Source organism: Ancylobacter pratisalsi (assembly GCF_010669125.1).
GTDB lineage: Bacteria > Pseudomonadota > Alphaproteobacteria > Rhizobiales > Xanthobacteraceae > Ancylobacter > Ancylobacter pratisalsi.
Genome location: NZ_CP048630.1, coordinates 94,447 through 113,357, shown reverse-complemented (window position 1 = coordinate 113,357; position 18,911 = coordinate 94,447). Strand labels below are relative to the sequence as shown.

The following is an 18,911-nucleotide window of genomic DNA, read 5'->3' as shown; positions in this document are numbered from 1 at the left end:
TTTCGGATCGCCGAGGCAGGCACCAAGTTGGCGAACCCTCTGGGAGCCTGAAGTCAATGAACGGCCAGAACATTCGGATCCGCCTCAAGGCGTTCGATCATCGTATCCTGGACGCTTCCACCCGCGAGATCGTCTCGACGGCGAAGCGTACAGGCGCCCAGGTTCGCGGTCCCATTCCGCTGCCGACGCGGATTGAGAAATTCACGGTCAATCGGTCTCCTCACGTGGACAAGAAGTCCCGTGAGCAGTTCGAGATGCGGACGCACAAGCGTTTGCTGGACATAGTCGACCCGACACCCCAGACGGTGGACGCGCTGATGAAGCTCGACCTCGCCGCCGGTGTCGACGTCGAGATCAAGCTCTGAGAGAAGGCGAGGGGACACGGCCATGCGGTCAGGCGTCATCGCCCAGAAGGTCGGAATGACCCGCATCTTTACCGATGCAGGCGAGCATATTCCGGTCACTGTGCTGAAAGTCGATAATTGCCAGGTGGTCGCCCACCGGACACTCGACAAGAACGGATACGTGGCGGTTCAGCTCGGCGTTGGCCGGGCCAAGCCGCAGAACACGACGCGCGCCATGCGCGGGCACTTCGCGGTTGCGAAGGTCGAGCCCAAGCGCCGGCTGGCGGAGTTCCGTGTCGAGGAAGAGGGGCTGATCCCGGTCGGTGCCGAGTTGACGGCGGACCACTTCGTTGTGGGCCAGTTCGTTGACGTGACCGGCACCTCGATCGGTAAGGGCTTTGCCGGTGGTATGAAGCGCCACAACTTCGGCGGTCTTCGTGCCACGCACGGCGTGTCGGTTTCGCATCGTTCGATCGGTTCTACCGGTGGTCGTCAGGACCCGGGTAAGACCTTCAAGAACAAGAAGATGCCCGGTCACATGGGCGCTGAGACTGTGACCACGCAGAACCTCAAGGTCGTTCTGACCGATGTGGAGCGTGGACTGATCGCGGTCGAAGGCGCGGTTCCGGGCAACAAGGGCGGCTGGATCTTGATCGCGGATGCGGTGAAGAAGAAGCTGCCGGCCGAAGCGCCGAAGCCGGGCAAGTTCCGGATCCCCGGCGATGTGGCGGTCAGCGAGACGCCGGCCGATGCGCCGGTGGCTGAAGCTGCGGCCGAGGAGAACGTGTGATGGAACTCACCGTCAAGACACTCGACGGGGCCGAAGCCGGTTCCGTCACCCTCTCGGACGAGATCTTCGGTCTCGAGCCGCGTCAGGACATCCTGCACCGTTGCGTGGTGTGGCAGCTTTCGCGCCGTCAGGCTGGTACGCACCAGACCCTGTCGCGGGCGGACGTGAACCGCACCAAGCGCAAGATGTACAAGCAGAAGGGCACCGGCGGCGCTCGCCACGGTGCGGCTTCCGCACCGCAGTTCCGCGGCGGTGCCAAGGCGTTCGGTCCGGTGGCGCGCAGCCACGCAAGCGAGCTGCCCAAGAAGGTGCGCGCGCTGGCTCTGAAGCATGCGCTGTCGTCGAAGGCAAAGGACCAGCAGATCGTCGTTCTCGACGATGCGGTGCTGTCCGAGCCCAAGACCAAGTTGCTCAAGGAGCGCCTGGCGGGTCTCGGCCTGTCCAACGTGCTGGTTATTTCGGGCGCTGAGGTCGATGCCAATTTCGGCCTCGCTTCGCGCAATGTCGGCCACCTGGACGTGCTGCCCGTGCAGGGCATCAACGTCTACGACATCCTCCGTCGTCAGACCCTGGTTCTGACGAAGGCGGCTGTCGACGCTCTGGAGGCGCGCTTCAAATGAGTATCGATCCGCGCCACTACGACGTGATCGTTTCCCCGGTGATTACCGAGAAGGCGACGGCGGCGTCCGAGCACAACAAGGTCGTCTTCAAGGTTGCTCTGACGGCTACCAAGCCGCAGATCAAGGAAGCGGTCGAGAAGCTTTTCGACGTGAAGGTCGAGAACGTGAACACGCTGGTCCGCAAGGGGAAGACGAAGTTCTTCAAGGGCCGCAAGGGCGTACAGAACGACGTGAAGAAGGCGGTCGTGACCCTCGCCGAGGGACACTCCATCGACATCACGACGGGTCTGTGAGCCGGGGAAAGGGATCAGAGACATGGCGCTCAAAACCTTCAAGCCGGTAACGCCGAGCCTCCGTCAGCTCGTCATCGTCGACCGCTCGTCCCTGTACAAGGGCAAGCCGGTCAAGACGCTGACCGAGGGCAAGTCGGAAGCTGGCGGCCGCAACAACACGGGTCGGGTGACCGTTCGCTTTCGTGGCGGCGGGCACAAGCAGGCTTATCGTGTCGTCGACTTCAAGCGCTCCAAGCGCGACATGTCGGCCACTGTCGAGCGTATCGAGTACGATCCGAACCGCACGGCCTTCATCGCCCTCATCAAGTATGAGGACGGCGAGCTGTCCTACATCCTCGCTCCGCAGCGCCTTGCCATCGGCGACAAGGTGATCTCGGCGAAGAGCGTGGACGTGAAGCCGGGCAACACGGCTCCGCTCGGCAGCCTGCCGGTCGGCACCATCGTGCACAATATCGAGCTCAAGATCGGCAAGGGCGGGCAGATCGCCCGTTCGGCGGGTTCGTACGCTCAGATCGTTGGTCGCGACCAGGGCTATGTGATCCTGCGTCTCAATTCGGGTGAGCAGCGCCTTGTCCACGGCGAATGCTGTGGCACGGTTGGTTCGGTTTCCAACCCGGACCACATGAACACCAACCTGGGCAAGGCCGGGCGCAAGCGCTGGCTGGGTCGTCGTCCGCATAACCGCGGCGTCACCATGAACCCGGTGGACCATCCGCACGGTGGCGGCGAAGGCCGTACGTCGGGCGGTCGTCATCCGGTCACCCCGTGGGGCAAGCCCACGAAGGGCAAGAAGACCCGGAAGAACAAGTCCACCAGCAAGTTCATCGTGTCGAGCCGGCACGCCCGCAAGAAATGAGCGAGGGGAACTGAATAATGTCTCGATCGGTCTGGAAAGGTCCGTTCGTCGACGGCTACCTCCTCAAGAAGGCGGAAGCCGCGCGCAGCTCGGGTCGTCACGACGTCGTAAAGATCTGGAGCCGTCGCTCCACGATCCTGCCGCAGTTCGTCGGAGTCACCTTCGGCGTTTACAACGGCAACAAGCATGTGCCGGTCGCAGTGTCCGAGGACATGGTTGGCCACAAGTTCGGCGAGTTCGCTCCGACCCGCACCTATTACGGGCACGCTGCGGACAAGAAAGCCAAGCGCAAGTAGAGGCAGCATCATGGGTAAGGCAGCTCGTCCGCGCGCGCTCGCGGATACGGAAGCCAAGGCGGTTGCACGCAATCTTCGCGTGAGCCCCCAGAAGCTCAACCTCGTCGCCGGCCTGATCCGGGGGAAGAAGGTCGCGACCGCGCTCGCCGACCTGCAGTTCTCCCGCAAGCGGATCGCAGGCGACGTGAAGAAGTGCCTGGAATCGGCCATCGCGAATGCCGAGAACAATCATGAACTCGATGTCGATGATCTCATCGTCGCCGAGGCTCATGTCGGCAAGGGTCTGGTCATGAAGCGCTTCGCGGCGCGCGCTCGCGGGCGGGCCAGCCGTATCGAGAAGCCGTTCTCGCATATCACGATCGTGGTGCGTGAAGTCGAGGAGAAGGCCTGATGGGTCAGAAGGTCAACCCGGTCGGGCTCCGGCTCGGCATCAACCGCACCTGGGATTCGCGTTGGTTCGCGGGCAAGGGTGAATACGGTCAGCTGCTTCACGAGGACATCAAGATCCGCGAGATGCTGCAGAAGCTGCTCAAGCAGGCTGCGGTGTCGAAGATCGTGATCGAGCGTCCCCACAAGAAGTGCCGCGTGACGATTCACTCGGCGCGTCCCGGCGTGGTGATCGGCAAGAAGGGCGCGGACATCGACAAGCTTCGCAAGAAGGTTGCCGAGATGACCGACTCGGAAGTCTTCATCAACATCGTCGAGATTCGGAAGCCCGAAATCGATGCCAAGCTGGTTGCCGAGTCGATCGCGCAGCAGCTTGAGCGTCGTGTGGCATTCCGCCGCGCCATGAAGCGCGCCGTTCAGTCGGCGATGCGTCTGGGTGCGGAAGGTATTCGTATCAACTGTTCGGGTCGCCTCGGCGGCGCCGAGATCGCCCGCCTGGAATGGTATCGTGAAGGGCGCGTGCCGCTTCACACCTTGCGCGCGGACGTGGATTACGGTACGGCCACCGCCTTCACGACCTACGGCACCTGTGGTGTGAAGGTCTGGATCTTCAAGGGTGAGATTCTCGAGCACGACCCGATGGCGCAGGATAAGCGCCAGACGGATGGTGAGCCCTCGGGTGGTCGCTCGTCGCGTCGCGACGCGGCGTGAACCGAGTAAAGAAGGAATAAGAGGCGCGACATGCTGCAACCAAAGCGCACAAAGTTCCGCAAGCAGTTCAAGGGACGCATTCATGGCGTCGCGAAAGGCGGAACTGACCTCAACTTCGGCCAGTTCGGGCTGAAGGCCGTTGAACCGGAGCGCGTTACGGCGCGCCAGATCGAAGCTGCGCGTCGCGCGCTCACCCGTCACATGAAGCGTGCGGGCCGGGTGTGGATTCGCGTCTTCCCTGACGTGCCGGTTTCCTCCAAGCCGACCGAAGTTCGTATGGGTAAGGGCAAGGGCGCTCCCGATTTCTGGGCGGCCAAGGTCAAGCCGGGTCGCATCATGTTCGAGATCGATGGCGTCAGCCAGGAGATCGCGCGTGAAGCACTTCGTCTTGCCGCGGCCAAGCTGCCGGTCAAGACCCGCTTCGTCGAGCGGATTGCTGAGTGACGGAGGGAATGATGACCAAAGCTTCCGATATCCGGACCAAGACGGTGGACGAACTCTCCGACGAGCTGCTGAAGCTCAAGAAGGAGCAGTTCAACCTTCGTTTCCAGAGGGCAACCGGCCAGCTCGAGAACACGGCGCGTGTGCGTCAGGTCCGCCGCGATATCGCGCGGGTCAAGACGATTCATGCCCAGAAGGCCGCTTCTGCGGCCAAGGCTAAGTGAGGAGAGGGCGATGCCAAAGCGTTTGCTCCAGGGCGTCGTGGTGAGCGACAAGCAGGACAAGACCGTCGTGGTCCGTGTCGAGCGCCGTTTCACCCACCCCCTGCTGAAGAAGACTGTCCGTCGTTCCAAGAAGTACCACGCCCATGACGAGGGCAATGTGTGGAAGGAAGGCGACACTGTCTGGATCGAGGAGCACCGCCCCTTGTCCAAGCTGAAGAACTGGATCGTCGTCCAGGGTGAAAAGCGGGCTGTGGTCTGAGCTTTTCCGTCTGAGCTTCCCGGAAACGGGGTTGAGGGTGCGCCGCCCAGTGGGTGAGCGCAGTTTTTGCGAGAAATAGGTGCGTCATGATCCAGATGCAGACCAATCTCGACGTGGCGGACAATTCCGGTGCGCGTCGCGTCATGTGCATCAAGGTGCTTGGCGGTTCGAAGCGTAAATACGCCCATGTCGGCGACATCATCGTGGTGTCGGTGAAGGAAGCTATTCCGCGCGGCCGTGTGAAAAAGGGCGACGTGATGAAGGCGGTCGTCGTTCGTACCGCCAAGGACATCCGTCGCGTCGATGGCACTGTGATCCGTTTCGACCGCAATGCGGCCGTGCTGATCAACAACAACAAAGAGCCGGTCGGCACCCGTATCTTCGGGCCGGTTCCGCGCGAGCTTCGCGCGAAGAACCACATGAAGATCATTTCGCTGGCGCCGGAGGTGCTGTGATGGCGGCTAAGATCAAGAAGGGCGACAAGGTCGTCGTCCTCGCTGGCCGCGACAAGGGTCGCACCGGTGAGGTCATTGAAGTGCTTCCCAAGGATAACGTCGCCAAGGTGCGCGGCGTTAACATGGTGAAGCGCCACCAGCGGCAGAGCGCGAATCAGGAAGGCGGGATCATCTCGAAAGAGGCCTCGATCGACCTGTCGAATATCGCGATCGCCGATCCCAAGGATGGCAAGCCCACCCGCGTCGGGTTCCTTGTGCAGGCTGACGGCACCAAGGTGCGTGTCGCCAAGCGCTCGGGGGAGAAGATTGATGGCTGAGACCAGCTACACCCCGCGGATGAAATCCTTCTATGAGGAGAACATCCGTCAGCAGATGACCGAGCAGTTCGGTTATAAGAACGTCATGGAAGTGCCGGTCATCGAGAAGATCGTCATCAACATGGGCGTTGGCGAGGCGACTGCCGACACGAAGAAGGTGCAGACCGCTGCGGCGGACCTGGCGCTGATCGCCGGCCAGAAGGCCGTAGTCACCCGGGCTCGCAAGGCGATCTCGAACTTCCGGCTGCGTGAAAACCAGCCGGTCGGCACCAAGGTCACCCTTCGCAAGGTGCGCATGTACGAGTTCGTTGATCGGCTCGTGAACATCGCCCTGCCGCGCGTTCGTGACTTCCGGGGTCTGAACCCCAAGAGCTTCGATGGCCACGGCAACTATGCTATGGGCATCAAGGAACACATCGTGTTCCCCGAGATCAACTACGACAAGGTTGATCAGATGTGGGGCATGGACATCATCGTCTGCACGACGGCGAAGACGGACGAGGAGGCGCGCGCGCTTCTGAAGGCCTTCAACTTCCCGTTCCGTCAGTAAGCATCCCCTTCCGGCCGTGGGGTAGAACCCCAAACGCGGAGACTTGGAGCAAAGCATATGGCGAAAAAAAGCGCCGTCGAGAAGAACGAGCACCGTCGCGAGCTGGTCAAGAGCTACGCGGGCAAGCGGGCTCGCCTCAAGGCCCTGGTGAACGACAAGGAACTGCCGATCGAGGAGCGCTTCGCGGCGGTCCTGAAGTTGGCGGAACTCCCGCGGAACTCGGCGAAGGTGCGCATCCGCAACCGGTGCGAGATCACCGGCCGTCCGCGCGCGTACTATCGCAAGCTTAAGATGAGCCGCATCGCGCTCCGCGAACTTGGTTCGCAGGGGCAGATCCCCGGCCTCGTTAAGTCGAGCTGGTGAGGAGGGCCGATCCATGTCCACGTCTGATCCAATCGGCGATCTGATCACCCGCATCCGCAATGCGCAGATGCGGCGTAAGGAAAAGATCTCCACGCCCGGCTCGCGTCTGCGCGCCAGCGTTCTCGAAGTTCTGACGGCCGAGGGTTTCATCCGCGGTTATTCGGCTTCGGAGCCTGTCAATGGGCGTAGCGAGTTCGAGATCGAACTGAAGTACTATGATGGCGAGCCGGTGATCCGTGAGATCTCCCGGGTTTCCAAGCCCGGCCGGCGGGTCTATTCGTCGGTCAAAACCCTTCCGCGCGTCGCCAACGGTCTCGGCGTCGCTGTCGTCTCCACGCCCCAGGGCGTGATGGCGGACCACGAAGCCCGCGACAAGAACGTGGGCGGCGAGGTCCTCTTCACGGTCTTCTGACCTGGAGGGAGAGAGAGCAATGTCCAAGATCGGCAAAGCCCCCGTAGAGATCCCCGCCGGCGTTACCGCGTCGGTCGATGGTCAGACGGTCAAGGTGAAGGGCCCCAAGGGTGCCCTGGAAGTGAACGTGGTCGAAGAGATCGGCGTGAAGCTCGAGAACGGGGCCATCCTGTTCGCGCTGCGCGGCGAGACCAACCGCCACAAGTCCATGTGGGGTCTTTCCCGCACGCTCGTGGCCAATCTGGTCGAGGGTGTGACGAAGGGCTTCGAGAAGAAGCTTGAGATCAGCGGCGTCGGTTATCGCGCCGCGGTTCAGGGTAAGAACCTGAGCCTGGCTCTCGGTTACAGCCACGACGTGAACTATCCGATCCCCGAGGGGATTCAGATCGTCACGCCGAAGCCGACCGAGATCGTGATCACCGGCATTGATCGCCAGAAGGTTGGCCAGGTTGCTGCGGAAATCCGCGACTTCCGTGGTCCCGAGCCCTACAAGGGCAAGGGCGTCAAATACGCTGGCGAGTTCATCTTCCGCAAGGAAGGCAAGAAGAAGTAACGGATCGGAACCATGGCACAGTTCAAGGACGCTACCGAGCGCCGTAAGGCGCGTGTCCGTCGTGCTCTTCGCACGACGGCGAACGGGCGGCCGCGCCTCTCGGTGCATCGCTCGTCGAAGCACATCTATGCGCAGGTCATCGACGATGCGCGCGGCGTTACCATCGCCGCCGCCTCGTCGCTTGAGAAGACCCTGCGGGAAAGCCTGAAGACCGGCGCGGATGTCGCCGCGGCTCAGGCGATCGGCAAGCTCGTGGCGGAACGCGCCGTCGCAGCCGGTGTGAAGGACGTGGTCTTCGACCGCGGCGCCTTCATTTATCACGGCCGCGTCAAGGCGCTCGCCGATGCCGCCCGCGAGGGCGGTCTCAACTTCTGAGATCACGAGCGGGATCCCCCCGCAGAACGACGAGGATATGATCATGGCTCGTGAACGTGAGCGTGAACGCGAGGATCGCGACAACACGTTCGTGGACAAGCTGGTCCACATCAACCGTGTTGCTAAGGTTGTGAAGGGTGGCCGTCGCTTCGGCTTCGCCGCCCTGGTTGTTGTCGGCGACCAGAAGGGTCGCGTCGGCTTCGGTCACGGCAAGGCCCGTGAAGTGCCGGAGGCGATCCGCAAGGCGACGGAAGCCGCGAAGCGTGCGCTGATCCGCGTGCCGCTGCGCGAAGGCCGTACCCTGCATCATGACGTGCATGGCCATCACGGCGCCGGCAAGGTGATTCTGCGCGCGGCTCCGGCCGGTACGGGCATCATCGCGGGCGGCCCGATGCGCGCCGTCTTCGAGACGCTGGGCATGCAGGACGTGGTGGCGAAGTCGTTCGGCTCGTCGAACCCGTACAACATGGTTCGCGCCACCTTCGATGCGCTGAAGAATCAGGACAGCCCGCGCCTTGTGGCCGCGCGCCGCAGCCTGAAGGTGTCTCAGCTTCAGTCCCGTCGTCGTGTCGACGACGCTGAAGCGACAGACTGACGCCCTGAAAGGTAGTGGAGCTTATCATGGCGAACAGCAGCAAGACGGTTACGGTCGAGCAGGTCGGGAGCGCGATCCGTCGCCCCGACGACCAGCGGGCGACCCTTATCGGTCTCGGCCTTAACAAGCTTGGGCGTCGTTCGACGCTCGAAGATACCCCGGCCGTGCGTGGCATGATCCAGAAGGTCCGCCACCTCGTCCGCGTCGTCGAAGCCTGACGGCGCTGAAGGAGACAGGCGATGAGCAGCCTAAACGAGATCAAGGATAACGACGGCGCACGCAAGAAGCGCATGCGCGTCGGCCGTGGCATTGGCTCCGGCAAGGGCAAGACCGGCGGACGTGGCGTGAAGGGTCAGACCTCGCGTACCGGCGTCGCGATCAAGGGCTTCGAGGGCGGCCAGATGCCGATCCATCGTCGCCTGCCCAAGCGCGGCTTCAACAACATCTTCGCACTGGATTGGAACGAGGTTACCCTCGGCCGCCTCCAGACCGCGATCGATGCCGGCAAGGTCGATGCCAGTGTGACCATCACCGAGGCGGTGCTCGTCGAGGCCGGCGTTCTGCGTCGCGTCCGTGACGGTGTGCGCGTGCTTGGCGGCGGCGGAGAGCTGACGTCGAAGGTGACCCTCGAGGTCGCGCACGCCACCAAGTCGGCGATCGAAGCGATTGAGAAGGCCGGTGGCACGGCGACGCTGCTTGCGTCGAAGTCCAAGGCTGGAAAAACGGCGGCCTGACGCTTAAGTCAGGCCTTTCTATAAAGTCCTACAGGGCACAGCGAGGGAGCGAAGCCTCATGGCCTCGGCAGCAGAACAGCTCGCGGCGAACCTCAATTTTGGTGCTCTGGCGAAGGCCGAAGAACTGAAGAAGCGCATCTGGTTTACGCTAGGTGCGCTTCTCGTGTATCGGCTTGGCACCTACATTCCGATGCCCGGCATAAATCCGGACGCGCTGGCGGATGTGTTCCGCACGGCGCAGACGGGCATCATCGGCCTGTTCAACATGTTCTCGGGCGGCGCGGTTTCGCGCATGGCGATCTTTGCCCTGAACATCATGCCGTACATCTCGGCCTCCATCATCATTCAGCTCCTCACCACTGTCTCTCCGACGCTGGAAGCGCTGAAGAAGGAGGGTGAGTCCGGCCGGAAGATGATCAACCAGTACACCCGCTACCTCACCGTCGTTCTGGCGGTGTTCCAGTCCTACGGCATTGCCGTCGGTCTTGAAGGGTCGGGTGCCGTGGTTTCCGATCCTGGCCTGTTCTTCCGCATCTCGACGGTGATCACGCTCACGGGCGGCACCATGTTCCTGATGTGGCTCGGCGAGCAGATCACCTCACGCGGCATTGGTAACGGCATTTCGCTGATCATCTTCGCTGGTATCGTGGCGGAGCTGCCCTCGGCGATCGCCAACACGCTCGAACTCGGCCGTCAGGGCGCGCTGTCGACGGGCATTATCCTCACGGTGATCCTGATGGTCATCGCGGTGATCATGTTCATCGTGTTCGTGGAGCGTGCCCAGCGCCGGCTGCTGATCCAGTACCCCAAGCGCCAGGTCGGCAATAAGGTCTATGAGGGCCAGTCCTCCCACCTGCCGCTGAAGCTGAACACGTCGGGCGTTATCCCGCCGATCTTCGCATCGTCGCTGCTGCTGATCCCGACGACCGTCGCGAGCTTCATGCAGGGGCAGGGGCCGTCATGGCTCACCACCGTGACCACGCTCATCGGTCATGGTCAGCCGCTGTTCATGCTGCTCTATGTGGCGCTGATCGTGTTCTTCTGCTTCTTCTACACCGCGATCGTGTTCAACCCGACAGAGACCGCGGACAATCTCAAAAAGCACGGCGGCTTCATTCCGGGCATTCGTCCCGGAGAGCGGACCGCCGAGTACATCGACTATGTGCTGACTCGCATCACTGTCATCGGTGCGGCTTACCTAGCGGTCGTCTGCCTGTTCCCCGAGATCTTGATCTCGTATGCTGCGGTTCCGTTCTACTTCGGTGGTACGTCGCTGCTGATCGTGGTGAGCGTGACCATGGATACGGTTGCGCAGGTCCAGGGGCATTTGCTGGCGCATCAATATGAGGGGCTGGTCAAGAAGGCCAAGCTCAGGGGGAAGCGTCGATGAGGCTGATTCTTCTTGGTCCGCCGGGTGCGGGCAAGGGAACTCAGGCGCAACGCCTGGTCGCACGGCACGGCATCGTGCAGCTGTCGACCGGGGATATGCTGCGCGAGGCGGTGCGTGACGGAACGCCCGTCGGCTTGCGAGCCAAGGAAGTGATGGATGCCGGCAAGCTGGTGTCCGACGACATTGTCATCGACATCGTAGCGGATCGAATCGATCAGCCGGATGCCGCCAAGGGGTTCATCCTCGACGGCTTTCCCCGCACCGTCGCCCAGGCGAAGGCACTGGACGACATGCTGGCGGCGAAGGGGCTGAAGCTCGACGCCGTGATCGAGTTCAAGGTGGACCAGGACAAGCTGGTCGGCCGCATCCTTCAACGCGCGCGCGAGGCCGCTGAACGTGGCGAGCCGGTGCGCAAGGATGATGATCCGGAAATCTTCAAGACACGGCTTGAGGCTTTCAATCGCGACACCGCTGTCGTGGGCCCTTACTACGCGGACACGGGGCTCCTCGTCGCCGTGGACGGCATGAAGCCGATCGATGAAGTGGAGAAGACGATCTCGGAAATTCTCGAGACTGTCTGATCTCGATTGGCGTGCGGACTTGACAGGGCGGGTGAATCGCTCTATGTGCCGCGCTTCACTTAATCGGACGTTGCGGTCCGGCATCACTTGGTGATGTCGCGCAGCGTCTTGCGTATCCCTGCATGAGCCGGCCTCCACCGGACGCGGGGGATTTCAATTTCCGGCCTTGGCTGGACGACATGGAGACGGCGAAGTGGCCCGTATCGCAGGCGTTAATATTCCGACCAACAAGCGCGTCGTCATCGCGCTTCAGTACATTCACGGCATCGGCGCGAAGAACGCGTCCGAGATCGTCGAGAAGGTTGGCATCCCGGCCGAGCGCCGCGTGAACCAGCTCACCGATCAGGAAGTGCTCCAGATCCGCGAGACGATCGACCGCGACTATATTGTCGAGGGCGACCTGCGCCGCGAAGTGTCGATGAACATCAAGCGCCTGATGGACCTGGGTTGCTACCGCGGTCTGCGTCACCGTCGTGGCCTGCCTGTTCGCGGCCAGCGCACGCATACCAATGCGCGTACCCGCAAGGGTCCTGCCAAGGCGATCGCCGGCAAGAAGAAATGAGGAGGCGGGCTTCGGCCCGCTTTTCCGCGCCGGCGGCGTGAGCGCCGGTTTCAACGTTTACGACTATTGTCCCGAGCGCCTGGAACAACGGGCGCGCCTGAAGGATCGAAGATCAAATGGCTAAAGAAGCTGCCCGCATTAAGCGTCGCGAGCGGAAGAACATCGCGTCGGGCGTTGCGCATGTGAATGCGTCGTTCAACAACACCATGATCACCATCACCGATGCGCAGGGCAACACCATTGCCTGGTCGTCGGCGGGTGCCATGGGCTTCAAGGGTTCGCGTAAGTCCACCCCCTATGCGGCTCAGGTCGCGGCGGAAGACTGCGCGCGCAAGGCGGCCGAGCACGGCATGCGCACCATTGAGGTTGAGGTTTGCGGCCCGGGTTCGGGACGTGAGTCCGCGCTGCGCGCCTTCCAGGCGGCGGGTTACACGGTGACGTCGATCCGTGACGTGACGCCGATCCCGCACAATGGTTGCCGTCCGCGCAAGCGCCGGCGCGTCTGAGATTTCGATCCTCCCAGCGGTGCGTTGCGCGCCGCTGGGACCGCCGCGTTTGGCATTCCCTCCCGGCCCGGCCGGGGGCGGCGCGTCCCGGAAGTTTGGCCGGGGGCCGTCGAAAGCAAGGGTGACGCAAGTGATTCAGAAGAACTGGCAAGAGCTGATCAAGCCCGAGAAGCTCGAGGTTTCGGCCGGCAGCGACGCGAAGCGTTTTGCGACCGTCGTCGCCGAACCGCTGGAGCGTGGCTTCGGCCAGACGCTCGGCAATGCGCTGCGTCGCATCCTGCTGTCTTCACTCCAGGGCGCGGCGGTGACGTCGGTCCATATCGATGGCGTTCTGCACGAGTTCTCATCGATCCCGGGCGTCCGTGAGGACGTGACGGACATCGTCCTTAACATCAAGGACATCGCCATCAAGATGGCGGGCGACACCGCCAAGCGCATGGTGGTGAAGAAGCAGGGCCCGGGCATCGTGACCGCCGGCGACATCCAGACTGTCGGCGACGTTCAGGTGCTCAATCCCGAGCTGGTATTGTGCACGCTCGACGATGGCGCCGAGATGCGGATGGAATTCACCGTCGACACCGGCAAGGGCTACGTCGCTGCCGACCGCAACCGTCCCGAGGACGCGCCGATCGGTCTCATTCCGGTCGACAGCCTGTACTCGCCGGTCAAGAAGGTGTCCTACAAGGTCGAGAACACCCGCGAGGGCCAGATTCTCGACTATGACAAGCTGACGCTGACCATCGAGACCAACGGCTCGATCGGTCCTGAGGACGCCCTGGCTTTCGCCGCGCGCATTCTGCAGGACCAGCTTGAGATCTTCGTGAACTTCGAGGAGCCCAAGCGCGAAGCCGAGAGCCCGGCGATGCAGGAGCTGCCCTTCAACCCGGCGCTTCTGAAAAAGGTCGACGAGCTCGAGCTGTCGGTGCGTTCGGCGAACTGCTTGAAGAACGACAATATCGTCTATATCGGCGACCTGATCCAGAAGACCGAGGCGGAGATGCTCCGTACCCCGAACTTCGGCCGCAAGTCGCTGAACGAGATCAAGGAAGTTCTCGCCAGCATGGGCCTGCATCTCGGCATGGAAGTGCCGGGCTGGCCGCCCGAGAACATCGAAGACCTCGCAAAGCGCTTCGAAGATCACTACTGAGCATTTGACGCGGCGGTCGAGCCGCCTTCCTTCACATTCGGCTCGAAGCCGTCGCATTTGGGATACTCGCCATGAACCACGGCAAGACGTATCGGAAATTCAACCGGACCGCTGAGCACCGCAAGGCCATGTTTGCCAACATGGCCCAGGCTCTCCTCACCCATGAGCAGATCATCACGACGCTGCCCAAGGCGAAGGACCTGCGTCCCGTTGTCGAGAAGCTGATCACCCTCGGCAAGCGCGGCGGGCTTCATGCGCGTCGCCAGGCGATCGCGGAAGTGCGCGACGTCGTTGTCGTGCGCAAGCTCTTCGACGTCATCGGCCCGCGCTACAAGGAGCGCAACGGCGGCTACACGCGCATCATCAAGGCTGGCTTCCGTCACGGTGATTCGGCGCCGATCGCGGTGATCGAGCTGGTGGATCGGGACGAGAGCGCCAAGGGCGCCGCTGATCTCGCCCGCCACGAAGCGTCGAAGTCGGAAGAGAACGCCGCCGCCTGAGTTTAGGCCGGGCGAGAGGTTTACGAAGGGGCGGCCTTGGCTGCCCCTTTTTGTTTGCGCTTTTTCAGTCGCCGGCTGGTGGGGAAGGGCACGGTTGCAGGCCGCGCGTCGCGGTGAAGACGCGATGACCCTTTTTCCGCCGCGGAGCCGGGGCTATATCTCAAGCCATGATCCGTTTTTCCCGCATTCTCACCGCTTGCTTCCTGATTCTGGTTCCGGCCGACACGCAGGCCGCGCCTGCTGTGGCGCCCATGCCCGCACCGATGCCCATGCCCATGCCTGTGCCCGCACAGCCGCATGTGCCGACCTCGCGGGCCGAGATAAGTCTCAGCTTCGCGCCGGTAGTTGCGCGTACAGCTCCGGCGATCGTGAATGTCTACGCGATGCGCGCGGTGCCGCAGCGCCGCCAGATGTCGTTGCTGGACGATCCGTTTTTCCGGCGCTTCTTCGGCGGGCCATCGGGCCCTGGGTTTGGCGGCCCGAGTGAACGGCTGCAGCGGGCGCTGGGTTCGGGGGTTATCGTTGACCCGTCCGGTCTGGTGGTGACGAACAACCATGTCATCGAGGGCGCGGATGAGGTGCGCGTCTCGCTGGCGGACAAGCGGGAATACGACGCCGAGATTCTGCTTCGGGATCCGCGCACCGATCTTGCCGTGCTCAAGCTAAAGGGCGGGAAGGGGAGTTTTCCGGCGGCGGAACTGGGTTCCTCGGACGACCTCCAGGTCGGCGATATTGTGCTGGCCATCGGCAATCCGTTTGGCGTCGGGCAGACGGTGACGCAGGGCATCGTCTCGGCGCTCGCGCGCACGCAGGTTGGCATCACCGATTATCAGTTCTTCATTCAGACCGATGCCGCGATCAATCCGGGCAATTCGGGTGGTGCGCTGGTTGATACGGCCGGGAGGGTGATTGGCATCAACACGGCGATCTTCTCGCGCTCCGGCGGTTCGCAAGGTATCGGCTTCGCGATTCCCGCGGACATGGTCCGGGTGGTGCTTCAGTCGGCATTGGATGGTGGCAAGTCTGTCCGCCGGCCGTGGCTTGGCGCCCGCCTGCAGCGGGTGACGGCCGACATCGCCGAAGGTCTGGATCTGGTACGGCCAGTCGGTTCTCTGGTCCAGAGCGTCGCCCCCGGCAGCCCCGCAGCGCGGGGAGGATTGAAGGTAGGGGATCTGATCACCGGAATCGCCGGGCAGGAGGCGGACGACCCGGACGCCTTTGGGTACCGTTTCGCCACGCGTCCGCTGGGCGGCGATGTGGCCGTAGCGGTCGTCCGGCAGGGGCGCAGCCTGACGCTGTCGATTCCGCTTGATGCGGCGCCGGAGACGATCCCGCGCGAAAAGCGCCAACTGGACAACCGCTCGCCGCTCGCCGGGGCCACGGTGGTGAACCTTTCGCCCGCTGTCGCCGAAGAACTGCGCACCGTGGAAGCGGACAAAGGGGTGGTGGTGACCTCGGTCGCGGAGGGCTCGCCGGCAGAAATGACCAATCTCAAGGTCGGTGATGTTCTTATCGAGGTGAATGGAGAGCGGATTACGCGTACGGATGATCTTGTGCGGGCCACCGCGTCACCGTCGCGTGTGTGGCGGATCACGCTTCAGCGCGGCGGGCGCACGCTCACCGCCATGCTTCCTGGATGAGGCTCCTTTGGTCGACCTTTTCGCCAGCGCCGGGCTAGAATCGACGGCGCCACGGCCATTGGCCGATCGGCTGAGGCCGCGCCAGCTCGCAGAGGTGGTCGGCCAGGAGCACCTTACCGGACCGGACGGCATTCTCACGCGGATGATCGAGAGCCAGTCGCTGGGCTCGCTGATCTTCTGGGGACCGCCTGGGACCGGCAAGACCACGGTTGCGCGGCTTCTCGCCCATTCCACCGATCTCGAATTCGAGCAGGTGTCGGCCATATTCAGTGGCGTGGCGGAATTGAAGAAGGTCTTCGAGGCGGCGCGGGGGCGGCGGGCGCTCGGGCGGGGCACCTTGCTGTTCGTCGACGAGATCCATCGCTTCAATCGCGCGCAGCAGGACAGCTTTCTGCCCGTGATGGAAGACGGCACCATCACGCTCGTGGGCGCGACGACCGAAAATCCATCATTCGAGCTGAACGCCGCTTTGCTCTCGCGTGCGCGCGTACTGACATTCCGGTCTCTCGACGATGAGGCGATCGACCGCCTGCTGGGGCGCGCGGAGGAACTGGAGGGCAGGGTGCTGCCGCTGGAGCCAGAAGCGCGGGCCGTGCTTGTGCGTCTGGCGGACGGGGATGGCCGTGCGTCGTTGACGCTCGCTGAAGAGGCATGGCGTGCCGCGCGGCCGGGCGAGGTGTTCGATGGGGCCAAGCTCCAGGAAATCGTCCAGCGCCGCGCACCGCTCTATGACAAGAGCGAGGACGGCCACTACAACCTCATCTCGGCCCTCCACAAGTCGATCCGCGGTTCAGACCCCGACGCCGCGCTGTATTGGCTGGCGCGGATGATCGACGCCGGGGAAAACCCGTTGTTCCTGGCCCGACGGCTGGTGCGCATGGCGGCGGAGGACATCGGCAACGCTGATCCGCAGGCCCTCGTGGTCGCGAACGCGGCGAAGGATACCTATGATTTTCTCGGTTCGCCGGAGGGTGAACTGGCGCTCGCGCAGGCGGCGGTCTATCTGGCAACCGCGCCCAAATCCAACGCCGTATACACCGCGTGGAAGAAGGCGTTGAAGGTTGCGAAGGAGGCGGGCTCGCTAGTGCCGCCCCGTCATATTCTCAATGCGCCGACGAAGCTGATGAAGAATGAGGGCTACGGCGCTGGCTATGCATATGACCATGACGCTCCCGATGCATTCTCGGGGCAGGATTATTTCCCCGAAAAGCTTGGTCGCCAGCAGTTCTACGAACCGGTGGAACGCGGCTTCGAGCGTGAGATTCGCAAGCGACTGGATTACTGGGCGCGTCTGCGAGCGGAACGGCAGGGGCGCTGAATGGGGGGCATGTCGATGACCGGCCTGCTTCTGATCTTCATCGGCGCGGGTGTTGGCGGCGTGCTGAGAAACCTCGTCGGCATGGCGGCAATCCGCTTCTTTGGCACCGCGTTTCCGTTCGGCACCTTTCTGGTGAACGTCATCGGCTGCTTCATTATCGGCTGCGCTGCCGGCTGGCTCACCATGCGGGTCGAGCACATGTGGGCGGGGCACGCGCGTTTCTTCATCATTACCGGCGTGCTCGGCGGATTCACGACCTTCTCGTCCTTCTCCCTCGACGCCGCCGTACTGGTTGAGCGGGGGGAACTGGGTCTCGCCGCGCTCTATGTGGGCGGTTCTCTCGTTCTTTCGCTGGCGGCCGTGTTCGGTGGATTGGCGCTCGTGCGCGCTGTCGCGTGACGCGCCGCCCCGTCTCGGCTATGTGCTGGGGCGAGGAGAACACATCCAATGGCCGTCGAGACCCGCCACGTCGACCGCGATGAAGAAGGCATGCGCCTTGATCGCTGGTTCAAGACGCATTTCCCCGACCTGTCCTTCGGACATCTGCAGAAGCTGCTGCGCAGCGGGCAGGTGCGCGTGGATGGCGGGCGGGTGAAAACCAATACCCGGCTGGCTGCGGGGCAGAGCATCCGCGTGCCGCCGCTGGAGGAAAAGCCGCAGCTCTCGGCGGCGGACTATCTCGATGCTCTGGACGGCAAGGATGCAGGGAAGGGCGCCGGCACGGACCCGCGCCCGGCGAGGGGCGCGGAAGAGCGGCCGCTTGCGGCGCCAGCGGTCCATCGTGCCAGCTCCGATGACAAGGACGCCGCCGCGCTGAAGGCGATGATCCTTTATGAGGATCGTGACGTTCTGGTCCTCAACAAGCCTTACGGTCTCGCCGTGCAGGGCGGATCGGGCACCTATCGCCATGTGGACGGCATGCTGGAAGCCTTGCGTTCGCATGATGGTCAGAAGCCGCGCCTGGTGCACCGGATCGACAAGGACACCTCGGGCATTCTGCTGGTGGCGAAGACGCGGCTCGCGGCTTCCACGCTGGCCAAGACTTTCCGCTCGCGCGCGGCGCGCAAGATCTACTGGGCGCTGGTGCCGGGCGTGCCGCGACCCGCGCAGGGACGCATTTCGACCTACCTCGCCAAGGACGAGGCCGCGGAGAGGATGCGTGTTGCCCGGCATGGGGACGACGAAGCCAGTCACGCCATTTCCTATTATGCCGTGGTCGACAATGCCGCGCAGAAAATGGCCTGGCTGTCGATGAAGCCCGTTACCGGGCGAACACACCAGCTACGCGCCCATGCGGCGCATATCGGCCATCCGATCGTTGGTGACCCGAAGTATTTCGACATCGAGAACTGGCCGCTGCCCGGCGGATTGCAGAACCGGCTTCATCTGCTGGCCCGGCGGCTGGTGATCCCCCACCCGAAGGGCGACAGGCTGATCGATGTGTCGGCGCCGCTGCCCCCTCACATGCAGCAGAGCTGGAATGTGCTCGGCTTCGACGCCACCCAGTACGATCCGATCGTCGACGCGCCGGAGAGCTGATGCCACGCGGCAAGGTCCGGTTCGGCGCGAGCTTTATGGTAGAGTGAGGGCGGCCGGCTTTCGTGCGGGTCCCTTAGCCGTTTAACTATGGGACATGCTGGATGGACTGTAATAAAGTTAGGCTTCGGCGCCTGCCTGCCATTGATGCGACAT

Annotated in this window: 31 protein-coding genes; all 31 read left to right on the top strand. The window is 63.1% G+C overall.

Translation table 11 applies throughout. The features are described 5' to 3' along the window. The first annotated feature begins 56 nt into the window (after nucleotides 1-56). A complete protein-coding gene (gene rpsJ / locus G3A50_RS00630; protein WP_013166261.1) occupies nucleotides 57-365 on the top strand; it encodes a 30S ribosomal protein S10 in 309 nt (102 codons plus the stop codon). 22 nt (nucleotides 366-387) lie between these two features. After that, the gene (gene rplC, locus G3A50_RS00625) at nucleotides 388-1,134 is read left to right on the top strand and encodes a 50S ribosomal protein L3 (protein WP_163073316.1); all 747 of its coding nucleotides are present in this window, start codon (nucleotides 388-390) and stop codon (nucleotides 1,132-1,134) included. Beyond that, the gene (rplD, locus tag G3A50_RS00620; RefSeq protein ID WP_163073315.1) at nucleotides 1,134-1,754 is read left to right on the top strand and encodes a 50S ribosomal protein L4; all 621 of its coding nucleotides are present in this window, start codon (nucleotides 1,134-1,136) and stop codon (nucleotides 1,752-1,754) included. The genes rplC and rplD overlap by 1 nt, the downstream gene beginning before the upstream one ends. Next, the gene (locus tag G3A50_RS00615; protein WP_163073314.1) at nucleotides 1,751-2,047 is read left to right on the top strand and encodes a 50S ribosomal protein L23; all 297 of its coding nucleotides are present in this window, start codon (nucleotides 1,751-1,753) and stop codon (nucleotides 2,045-2,047) included. Before rplD ends, G3A50_RS00615 begins: the two co-directional genes overlap by 4 nt. 22 nt (nucleotides 2,048-2,069) lie before the next feature. Further along, nucleotides 2,070-2,903, top strand: a complete 834-nt coding sequence (rplB, locus tag G3A50_RS00610; protein ID WP_163073313.1) for a 50S ribosomal protein L2 — start codon at nucleotides 2,070-2,072, stop codon at nucleotides 2,901-2,903. A gap of 17 nt (nucleotides 2,904-2,920) precedes the next feature. Beyond that, entirely contained in the window at nucleotides 2,921-3,199 is a 279-nt protein-coding gene (gene rpsS / locus G3A50_RS00605; RefSeq protein WP_163073312.1) for a 30S ribosomal protein S19, read from the top strand. Nucleotides 3,200-3,209: 10 nt separating this feature from the next. After that, nucleotides 3,210-3,590 carry a 50S ribosomal protein L22 gene (gene rplV / locus G3A50_RS00600; protein ID WP_163073311.1) on the top strand — a complete coding sequence of 127 codons (381 nt, stop codon included), beginning with the start codon at nucleotides 3,210-3,212 and terminating at the stop codon, nucleotides 3,588-3,590. Then, a complete protein-coding gene (rpsC, locus tag G3A50_RS00595) occupies nucleotides 3,590-4,297 on the top strand; it encodes a 30S ribosomal protein S3 (RefSeq protein ID WP_163073310.1) in 708 nt (235 codons plus the stop codon). The genes rplV and rpsC overlap by 1 nt, the downstream gene beginning before the upstream one ends. A gap of 30 nt (nucleotides 4,298-4,327) precedes the next feature. Then, entirely contained in the window at nucleotides 4,328-4,741 is a 414-nt protein-coding gene (rplP, locus tag G3A50_RS00590; protein WP_163073309.1) for a 50S ribosomal protein L16, read from the top strand. Nucleotides 4,742-4,752: 11 nt separating this feature from the next. Further along, nucleotides 4,753-4,962: a 50S ribosomal protein L29 gene (gene rpmC, locus G3A50_RS00585; protein ID WP_163077147.1), complete on the top strand. Its 210-nt coding sequence runs from the start codon at nucleotides 4,753-4,755 to the stop codon at nucleotides 4,960-4,962. A 10-nt stretch (nucleotides 4,963-4,972) separates the two neighbouring features. After that, on the top strand, nucleotides 4,973-5,221 hold the full coding sequence (rpsQ, locus tag G3A50_RS00580; RefSeq protein WP_163073308.1) for a 30S ribosomal protein S17: 249 nt from the start codon (nucleotides 4,973-4,975) through the stop codon (nucleotides 5,219-5,221). An 86-nt stretch (nucleotides 5,222-5,307) separates the two neighbouring features. Further along, the gene (gene rplN, locus G3A50_RS00575) at nucleotides 5,308-5,676 is read left to right on the top strand and encodes a 50S ribosomal protein L14 (RefSeq protein WP_163073307.1); all 369 of its coding nucleotides are present in this window, start codon (nucleotides 5,308-5,310) and stop codon (nucleotides 5,674-5,676) included. After that, nucleotides 5,676-5,993 carry a 50S ribosomal protein L24 gene (gene rplX, locus G3A50_RS00570; protein WP_163073306.1) on the top strand — a complete coding sequence of 106 codons (318 nt, stop codon included), beginning with the start codon at nucleotides 5,676-5,678 and terminating at the stop codon, nucleotides 5,991-5,993. The genes rplN and rplX overlap by 1 nt, the downstream gene beginning before the upstream one ends. Then, nucleotides 5,986-6,543 (top strand): 50S ribosomal protein L5, encoded by a 558-nt coding sequence (gene rplE, locus G3A50_RS00565; protein ID WP_163073305.1) that lies wholly within the window; start codon nucleotides 5,986-5,988, stop codon nucleotides 6,541-6,543. Before rplX ends, rplE begins: the two co-directional genes overlap by 8 nt. A gap of 57 nt (nucleotides 6,544-6,600) precedes the next feature. Continuing rightward, nucleotides 6,601-6,906, top strand: a complete 306-nt coding sequence (rpsN, locus tag G3A50_RS00560) for a 30S ribosomal protein S14 (protein WP_163073304.1) — start codon at nucleotides 6,601-6,603, stop codon at nucleotides 6,904-6,906. A gap of 13 nt (nucleotides 6,907-6,919) precedes the next feature. Further along, nucleotides 6,920-7,318 (top strand): 30S ribosomal protein S8, encoded by a 399-nt coding sequence (gene rpsH / locus G3A50_RS00555; protein WP_163073303.1) that lies wholly within the window; start codon nucleotides 6,920-6,922, stop codon nucleotides 7,316-7,318. Between the two features lie 19 nt (nucleotides 7,319-7,337). Next, on the top strand, nucleotides 7,338-7,871 hold the full coding sequence (gene rplF / locus G3A50_RS00550) for a 50S ribosomal protein L6 (protein ID WP_163073302.1): 534 nt from the start codon (nucleotides 7,338-7,340) through the stop codon (nucleotides 7,869-7,871). 12 nt (nucleotides 7,872-7,883) lie between these two features. Then, entirely contained in the window at nucleotides 7,884-8,246 is a 363-nt protein-coding gene (gene rplR / locus G3A50_RS00545; RefSeq protein WP_163073301.1) for a 50S ribosomal protein L18, read from the top strand. A 43-nt stretch (nucleotides 8,247-8,289) separates the two neighbouring features. Then, nucleotides 8,290-8,841: a 30S ribosomal protein S5 gene (rpsE, locus tag G3A50_RS00540; RefSeq protein WP_152301896.1), complete on the top strand. Its 552-nt coding sequence runs from the start codon at nucleotides 8,290-8,292 to the stop codon at nucleotides 8,839-8,841. Between the two features lie 26 nt (nucleotides 8,842-8,867). Next, nucleotides 8,868-9,059, top strand: a complete 192-nt coding sequence (gene rpmD / locus G3A50_RS00535) for a 50S ribosomal protein L30 (RefSeq protein WP_163073300.1) — start codon at nucleotides 8,868-8,870, stop codon at nucleotides 9,057-9,059. Nucleotides 9,060-9,080: 21 nt separating this feature from the next. Continuing rightward, complete coding sequence (gene rplO, locus G3A50_RS00530; RefSeq protein WP_163073299.1) at nucleotides 9,081-9,575, top strand: 50S ribosomal protein L15; 495 nt, start codon at nucleotides 9,081-9,083, stop codon at nucleotides 9,573-9,575. Between the two features lie 58 nt (nucleotides 9,576-9,633). Beyond that, nucleotides 9,634-10,965 (top strand): preprotein translocase subunit SecY, encoded by a 1,332-nt coding sequence (gene secY, locus G3A50_RS00525; RefSeq protein WP_163073298.1) that lies wholly within the window; start codon nucleotides 9,634-9,636, stop codon nucleotides 10,963-10,965. Next, nucleotides 10,962-11,546, top strand: a complete 585-nt coding sequence (locus G3A50_RS00520; RefSeq protein WP_163073297.1) for an adenylate kinase — start codon at nucleotides 10,962-10,964, stop codon at nucleotides 11,544-11,546. Before secY ends, G3A50_RS00520 begins: the two co-directional genes overlap by 4 nt. A gap of 193 nt (nucleotides 11,547-11,739) precedes the next feature. Further along, on the top strand, nucleotides 11,740-12,108 hold the full coding sequence (gene rpsM, locus G3A50_RS00515; protein ID WP_163073296.1) for a 30S ribosomal protein S13: 369 nt from the start codon (nucleotides 11,740-11,742) through the stop codon (nucleotides 12,106-12,108). 116 nt (nucleotides 12,109-12,224) lie between these two features. Continuing rightward, nucleotides 12,225-12,614, top strand: coding sequence for a 30S ribosomal protein S11 (gene rpsK, locus G3A50_RS00510; RefSeq protein WP_163073295.1), 390 nt, complete (start codon nucleotides 12,225-12,227; stop codon nucleotides 12,612-12,614). Nucleotides 12,615-12,735: 121 nt separating this feature from the next. Further along, nucleotides 12,736-13,761, top strand: a complete 1,026-nt coding sequence (locus tag G3A50_RS00505) for a DNA-directed RNA polymerase subunit alpha (RefSeq protein WP_425483430.1) — start codon at nucleotides 12,736-12,738, stop codon at nucleotides 13,759-13,761. Nucleotides 13,762-13,832: 71 nt separating this feature from the next. After that, on the top strand, nucleotides 13,833-14,261 hold the full coding sequence (gene rplQ / locus G3A50_RS00500) for a 50S ribosomal protein L17 (RefSeq protein ID WP_163073294.1): 429 nt from the start codon (nucleotides 13,833-13,835) through the stop codon (nucleotides 14,259-14,261). A gap of 167 nt (nucleotides 14,262-14,428) precedes the next feature. Beyond that, complete coding sequence (locus tag G3A50_RS00495; protein WP_163073293.1) at nucleotides 14,429-15,901, top strand: DegQ family serine endoprotease; 1,473 nt, start codon at nucleotides 14,429-14,431, stop codon at nucleotides 15,899-15,901. 7 nt (nucleotides 15,902-15,908) lie between these two features. Then, nucleotides 15,909-17,219 carry a replication-associated recombination protein A gene (locus G3A50_RS00490; protein ID WP_163073292.1) on the top strand — a complete coding sequence of 437 codons (1,311 nt, stop codon included), beginning with the start codon at nucleotides 15,909-15,911 and terminating at the stop codon, nucleotides 17,217-17,219. Between the two features lie 15 nt (nucleotides 17,220-17,234). Then, nucleotides 17,235-17,618 carry a fluoride efflux transporter CrcB gene (gene crcB / locus G3A50_RS00485; RefSeq protein ID WP_163077145.1) on the top strand — a complete coding sequence of 128 codons (384 nt, stop codon included), beginning with the start codon at nucleotides 17,235-17,237 and terminating at the stop codon, nucleotides 17,616-17,618. Nucleotides 17,619-17,666: 48 nt separating this feature from the next. Further along, on the top strand, nucleotides 17,667-18,758 hold the full coding sequence (locus G3A50_RS00480) for an RluA family pseudouridine synthase (protein ID WP_163073291.1): 1,092 nt from the start codon (nucleotides 17,667-17,669) through the stop codon (nucleotides 18,756-18,758). Nucleotides 18,759-18,911 lie beyond the last annotated feature (153 nt).

Coding starts and splice junctions, on each gene's coding strand:
- rpsJ (WP_013166261.1), top strand. CDS start 57: ATGAACGGCCAGAACATTCGGATCCGCCTCAAGGCGTTCGATCATCGT.
- rplC (WP_163073316.1), top strand. CDS start 388: ATGCGGTCAGGCGTCATCGCCCAGAAGGTCGGAATGACCCGCATCTTT.
- rplD (WP_163073315.1), top strand. CDS start 1,134: ATGGAACTCACCGTCAAGACACTCGACGGGGCCGAAGCCGGTTCCGTC.
- G3A50_RS00615 (WP_163073314.1), top strand. CDS start 1,751: ATGAGTATCGATCCGCGCCACTACGACGTGATCGTTTCCCCGGTGATT.
- rplB (WP_163073313.1), top strand. CDS start 2,070: ATGGCGCTCAAAACCTTCAAGCCGGTAACGCCGAGCCTCCGTCAGCTC.
- rpsS (WP_163073312.1), top strand. CDS start 2,921: ATGTCTCGATCGGTCTGGAAAGGTCCGTTCGTCGACGGCTACCTCCTC.
- rplV (WP_163073311.1), top strand. CDS start 3,210: ATGGGTAAGGCAGCTCGTCCGCGCGCGCTCGCGGATACGGAAGCCAAG.
- rpsC (WP_163073310.1), top strand. CDS start 3,590: ATGGGTCAGAAGGTCAACCCGGTCGGGCTCCGGCTCGGCATCAACCGC.
- rplP (WP_163073309.1), top strand. CDS start 4,328: ATGCTGCAACCAAAGCGCACAAAGTTCCGCAAGCAGTTCAAGGGACGC.
- rpmC (WP_163077147.1), top strand. CDS start 4,753: ATGACCAAAGCTTCCGATATCCGGACCAAGACGGTGGACGAACTCTCC.
- rpsQ (WP_163073308.1), top strand. CDS start 4,973: ATGCCAAAGCGTTTGCTCCAGGGCGTCGTGGTGAGCGACAAGCAGGAC.
- rplN (WP_163073307.1), top strand. CDS start 5,308: ATGATCCAGATGCAGACCAATCTCGACGTGGCGGACAATTCCGGTGCG.
- rplX (WP_163073306.1), top strand. CDS start 5,676: ATGGCGGCTAAGATCAAGAAGGGCGACAAGGTCGTCGTCCTCGCTGGC.
- rplE (WP_163073305.1), top strand. CDS start 5,986: ATGGCTGAGACCAGCTACACCCCGCGGATGAAATCCTTCTATGAGGAG.
- rpsN (WP_163073304.1), top strand. CDS start 6,601: ATGGCGAAAAAAAGCGCCGTCGAGAAGAACGAGCACCGTCGCGAGCTG.
- rpsH (WP_163073303.1), top strand. CDS start 6,920: ATGTCCACGTCTGATCCAATCGGCGATCTGATCACCCGCATCCGCAAT.
- rplF (WP_163073302.1), top strand. CDS start 7,338: ATGTCCAAGATCGGCAAAGCCCCCGTAGAGATCCCCGCCGGCGTTACC.
- rplR (WP_163073301.1), top strand. CDS start 7,884: ATGGCACAGTTCAAGGACGCTACCGAGCGCCGTAAGGCGCGTGTCCGT.
- rpsE (WP_152301896.1), top strand. CDS start 8,290: ATGGCTCGTGAACGTGAGCGTGAACGCGAGGATCGCGACAACACGTTC.
- rpmD (WP_163073300.1), top strand. CDS start 8,868: ATGGCGAACAGCAGCAAGACGGTTACGGTCGAGCAGGTCGGGAGCGCG.
- rplO (WP_163073299.1), top strand. CDS start 9,081: ATGAGCAGCCTAAACGAGATCAAGGATAACGACGGCGCACGCAAGAAG.
- secY (WP_163073298.1), top strand. CDS start 9,634: ATGGCCTCGGCAGCAGAACAGCTCGCGGCGAACCTCAATTTTGGTGCT.
- G3A50_RS00520 (WP_163073297.1), top strand. CDS start 10,962: ATGAGGCTGATTCTTCTTGGTCCGCCGGGTGCGGGCAAGGGAACTCAG.
- rpsK (WP_163073295.1), top strand. CDS start 12,225: ATGGCTAAAGAAGCTGCCCGCATTAAGCGTCGCGAGCGGAAGAACATC.
- rplQ (WP_163073294.1), top strand. CDS start 13,833: ATGAACCACGGCAAGACGTATCGGAAATTCAACCGGACCGCTGAGCAC.
- G3A50_RS00495 (WP_163073293.1), top strand. CDS start 14,429: ATGATCCGTTTTTCCCGCATTCTCACCGCTTGCTTCCTGATTCTGGTT.
- crcB (WP_163077145.1), top strand. CDS start 17,235: ATGACCGGCCTGCTTCTGATCTTCATCGGCGCGGGTGTTGGCGGCGTG.
- G3A50_RS00480 (WP_163073291.1), top strand. CDS start 17,667: ATGGCCGTCGAGACCCGCCACGTCGACCGCGATGAAGAAGGCATGCGC.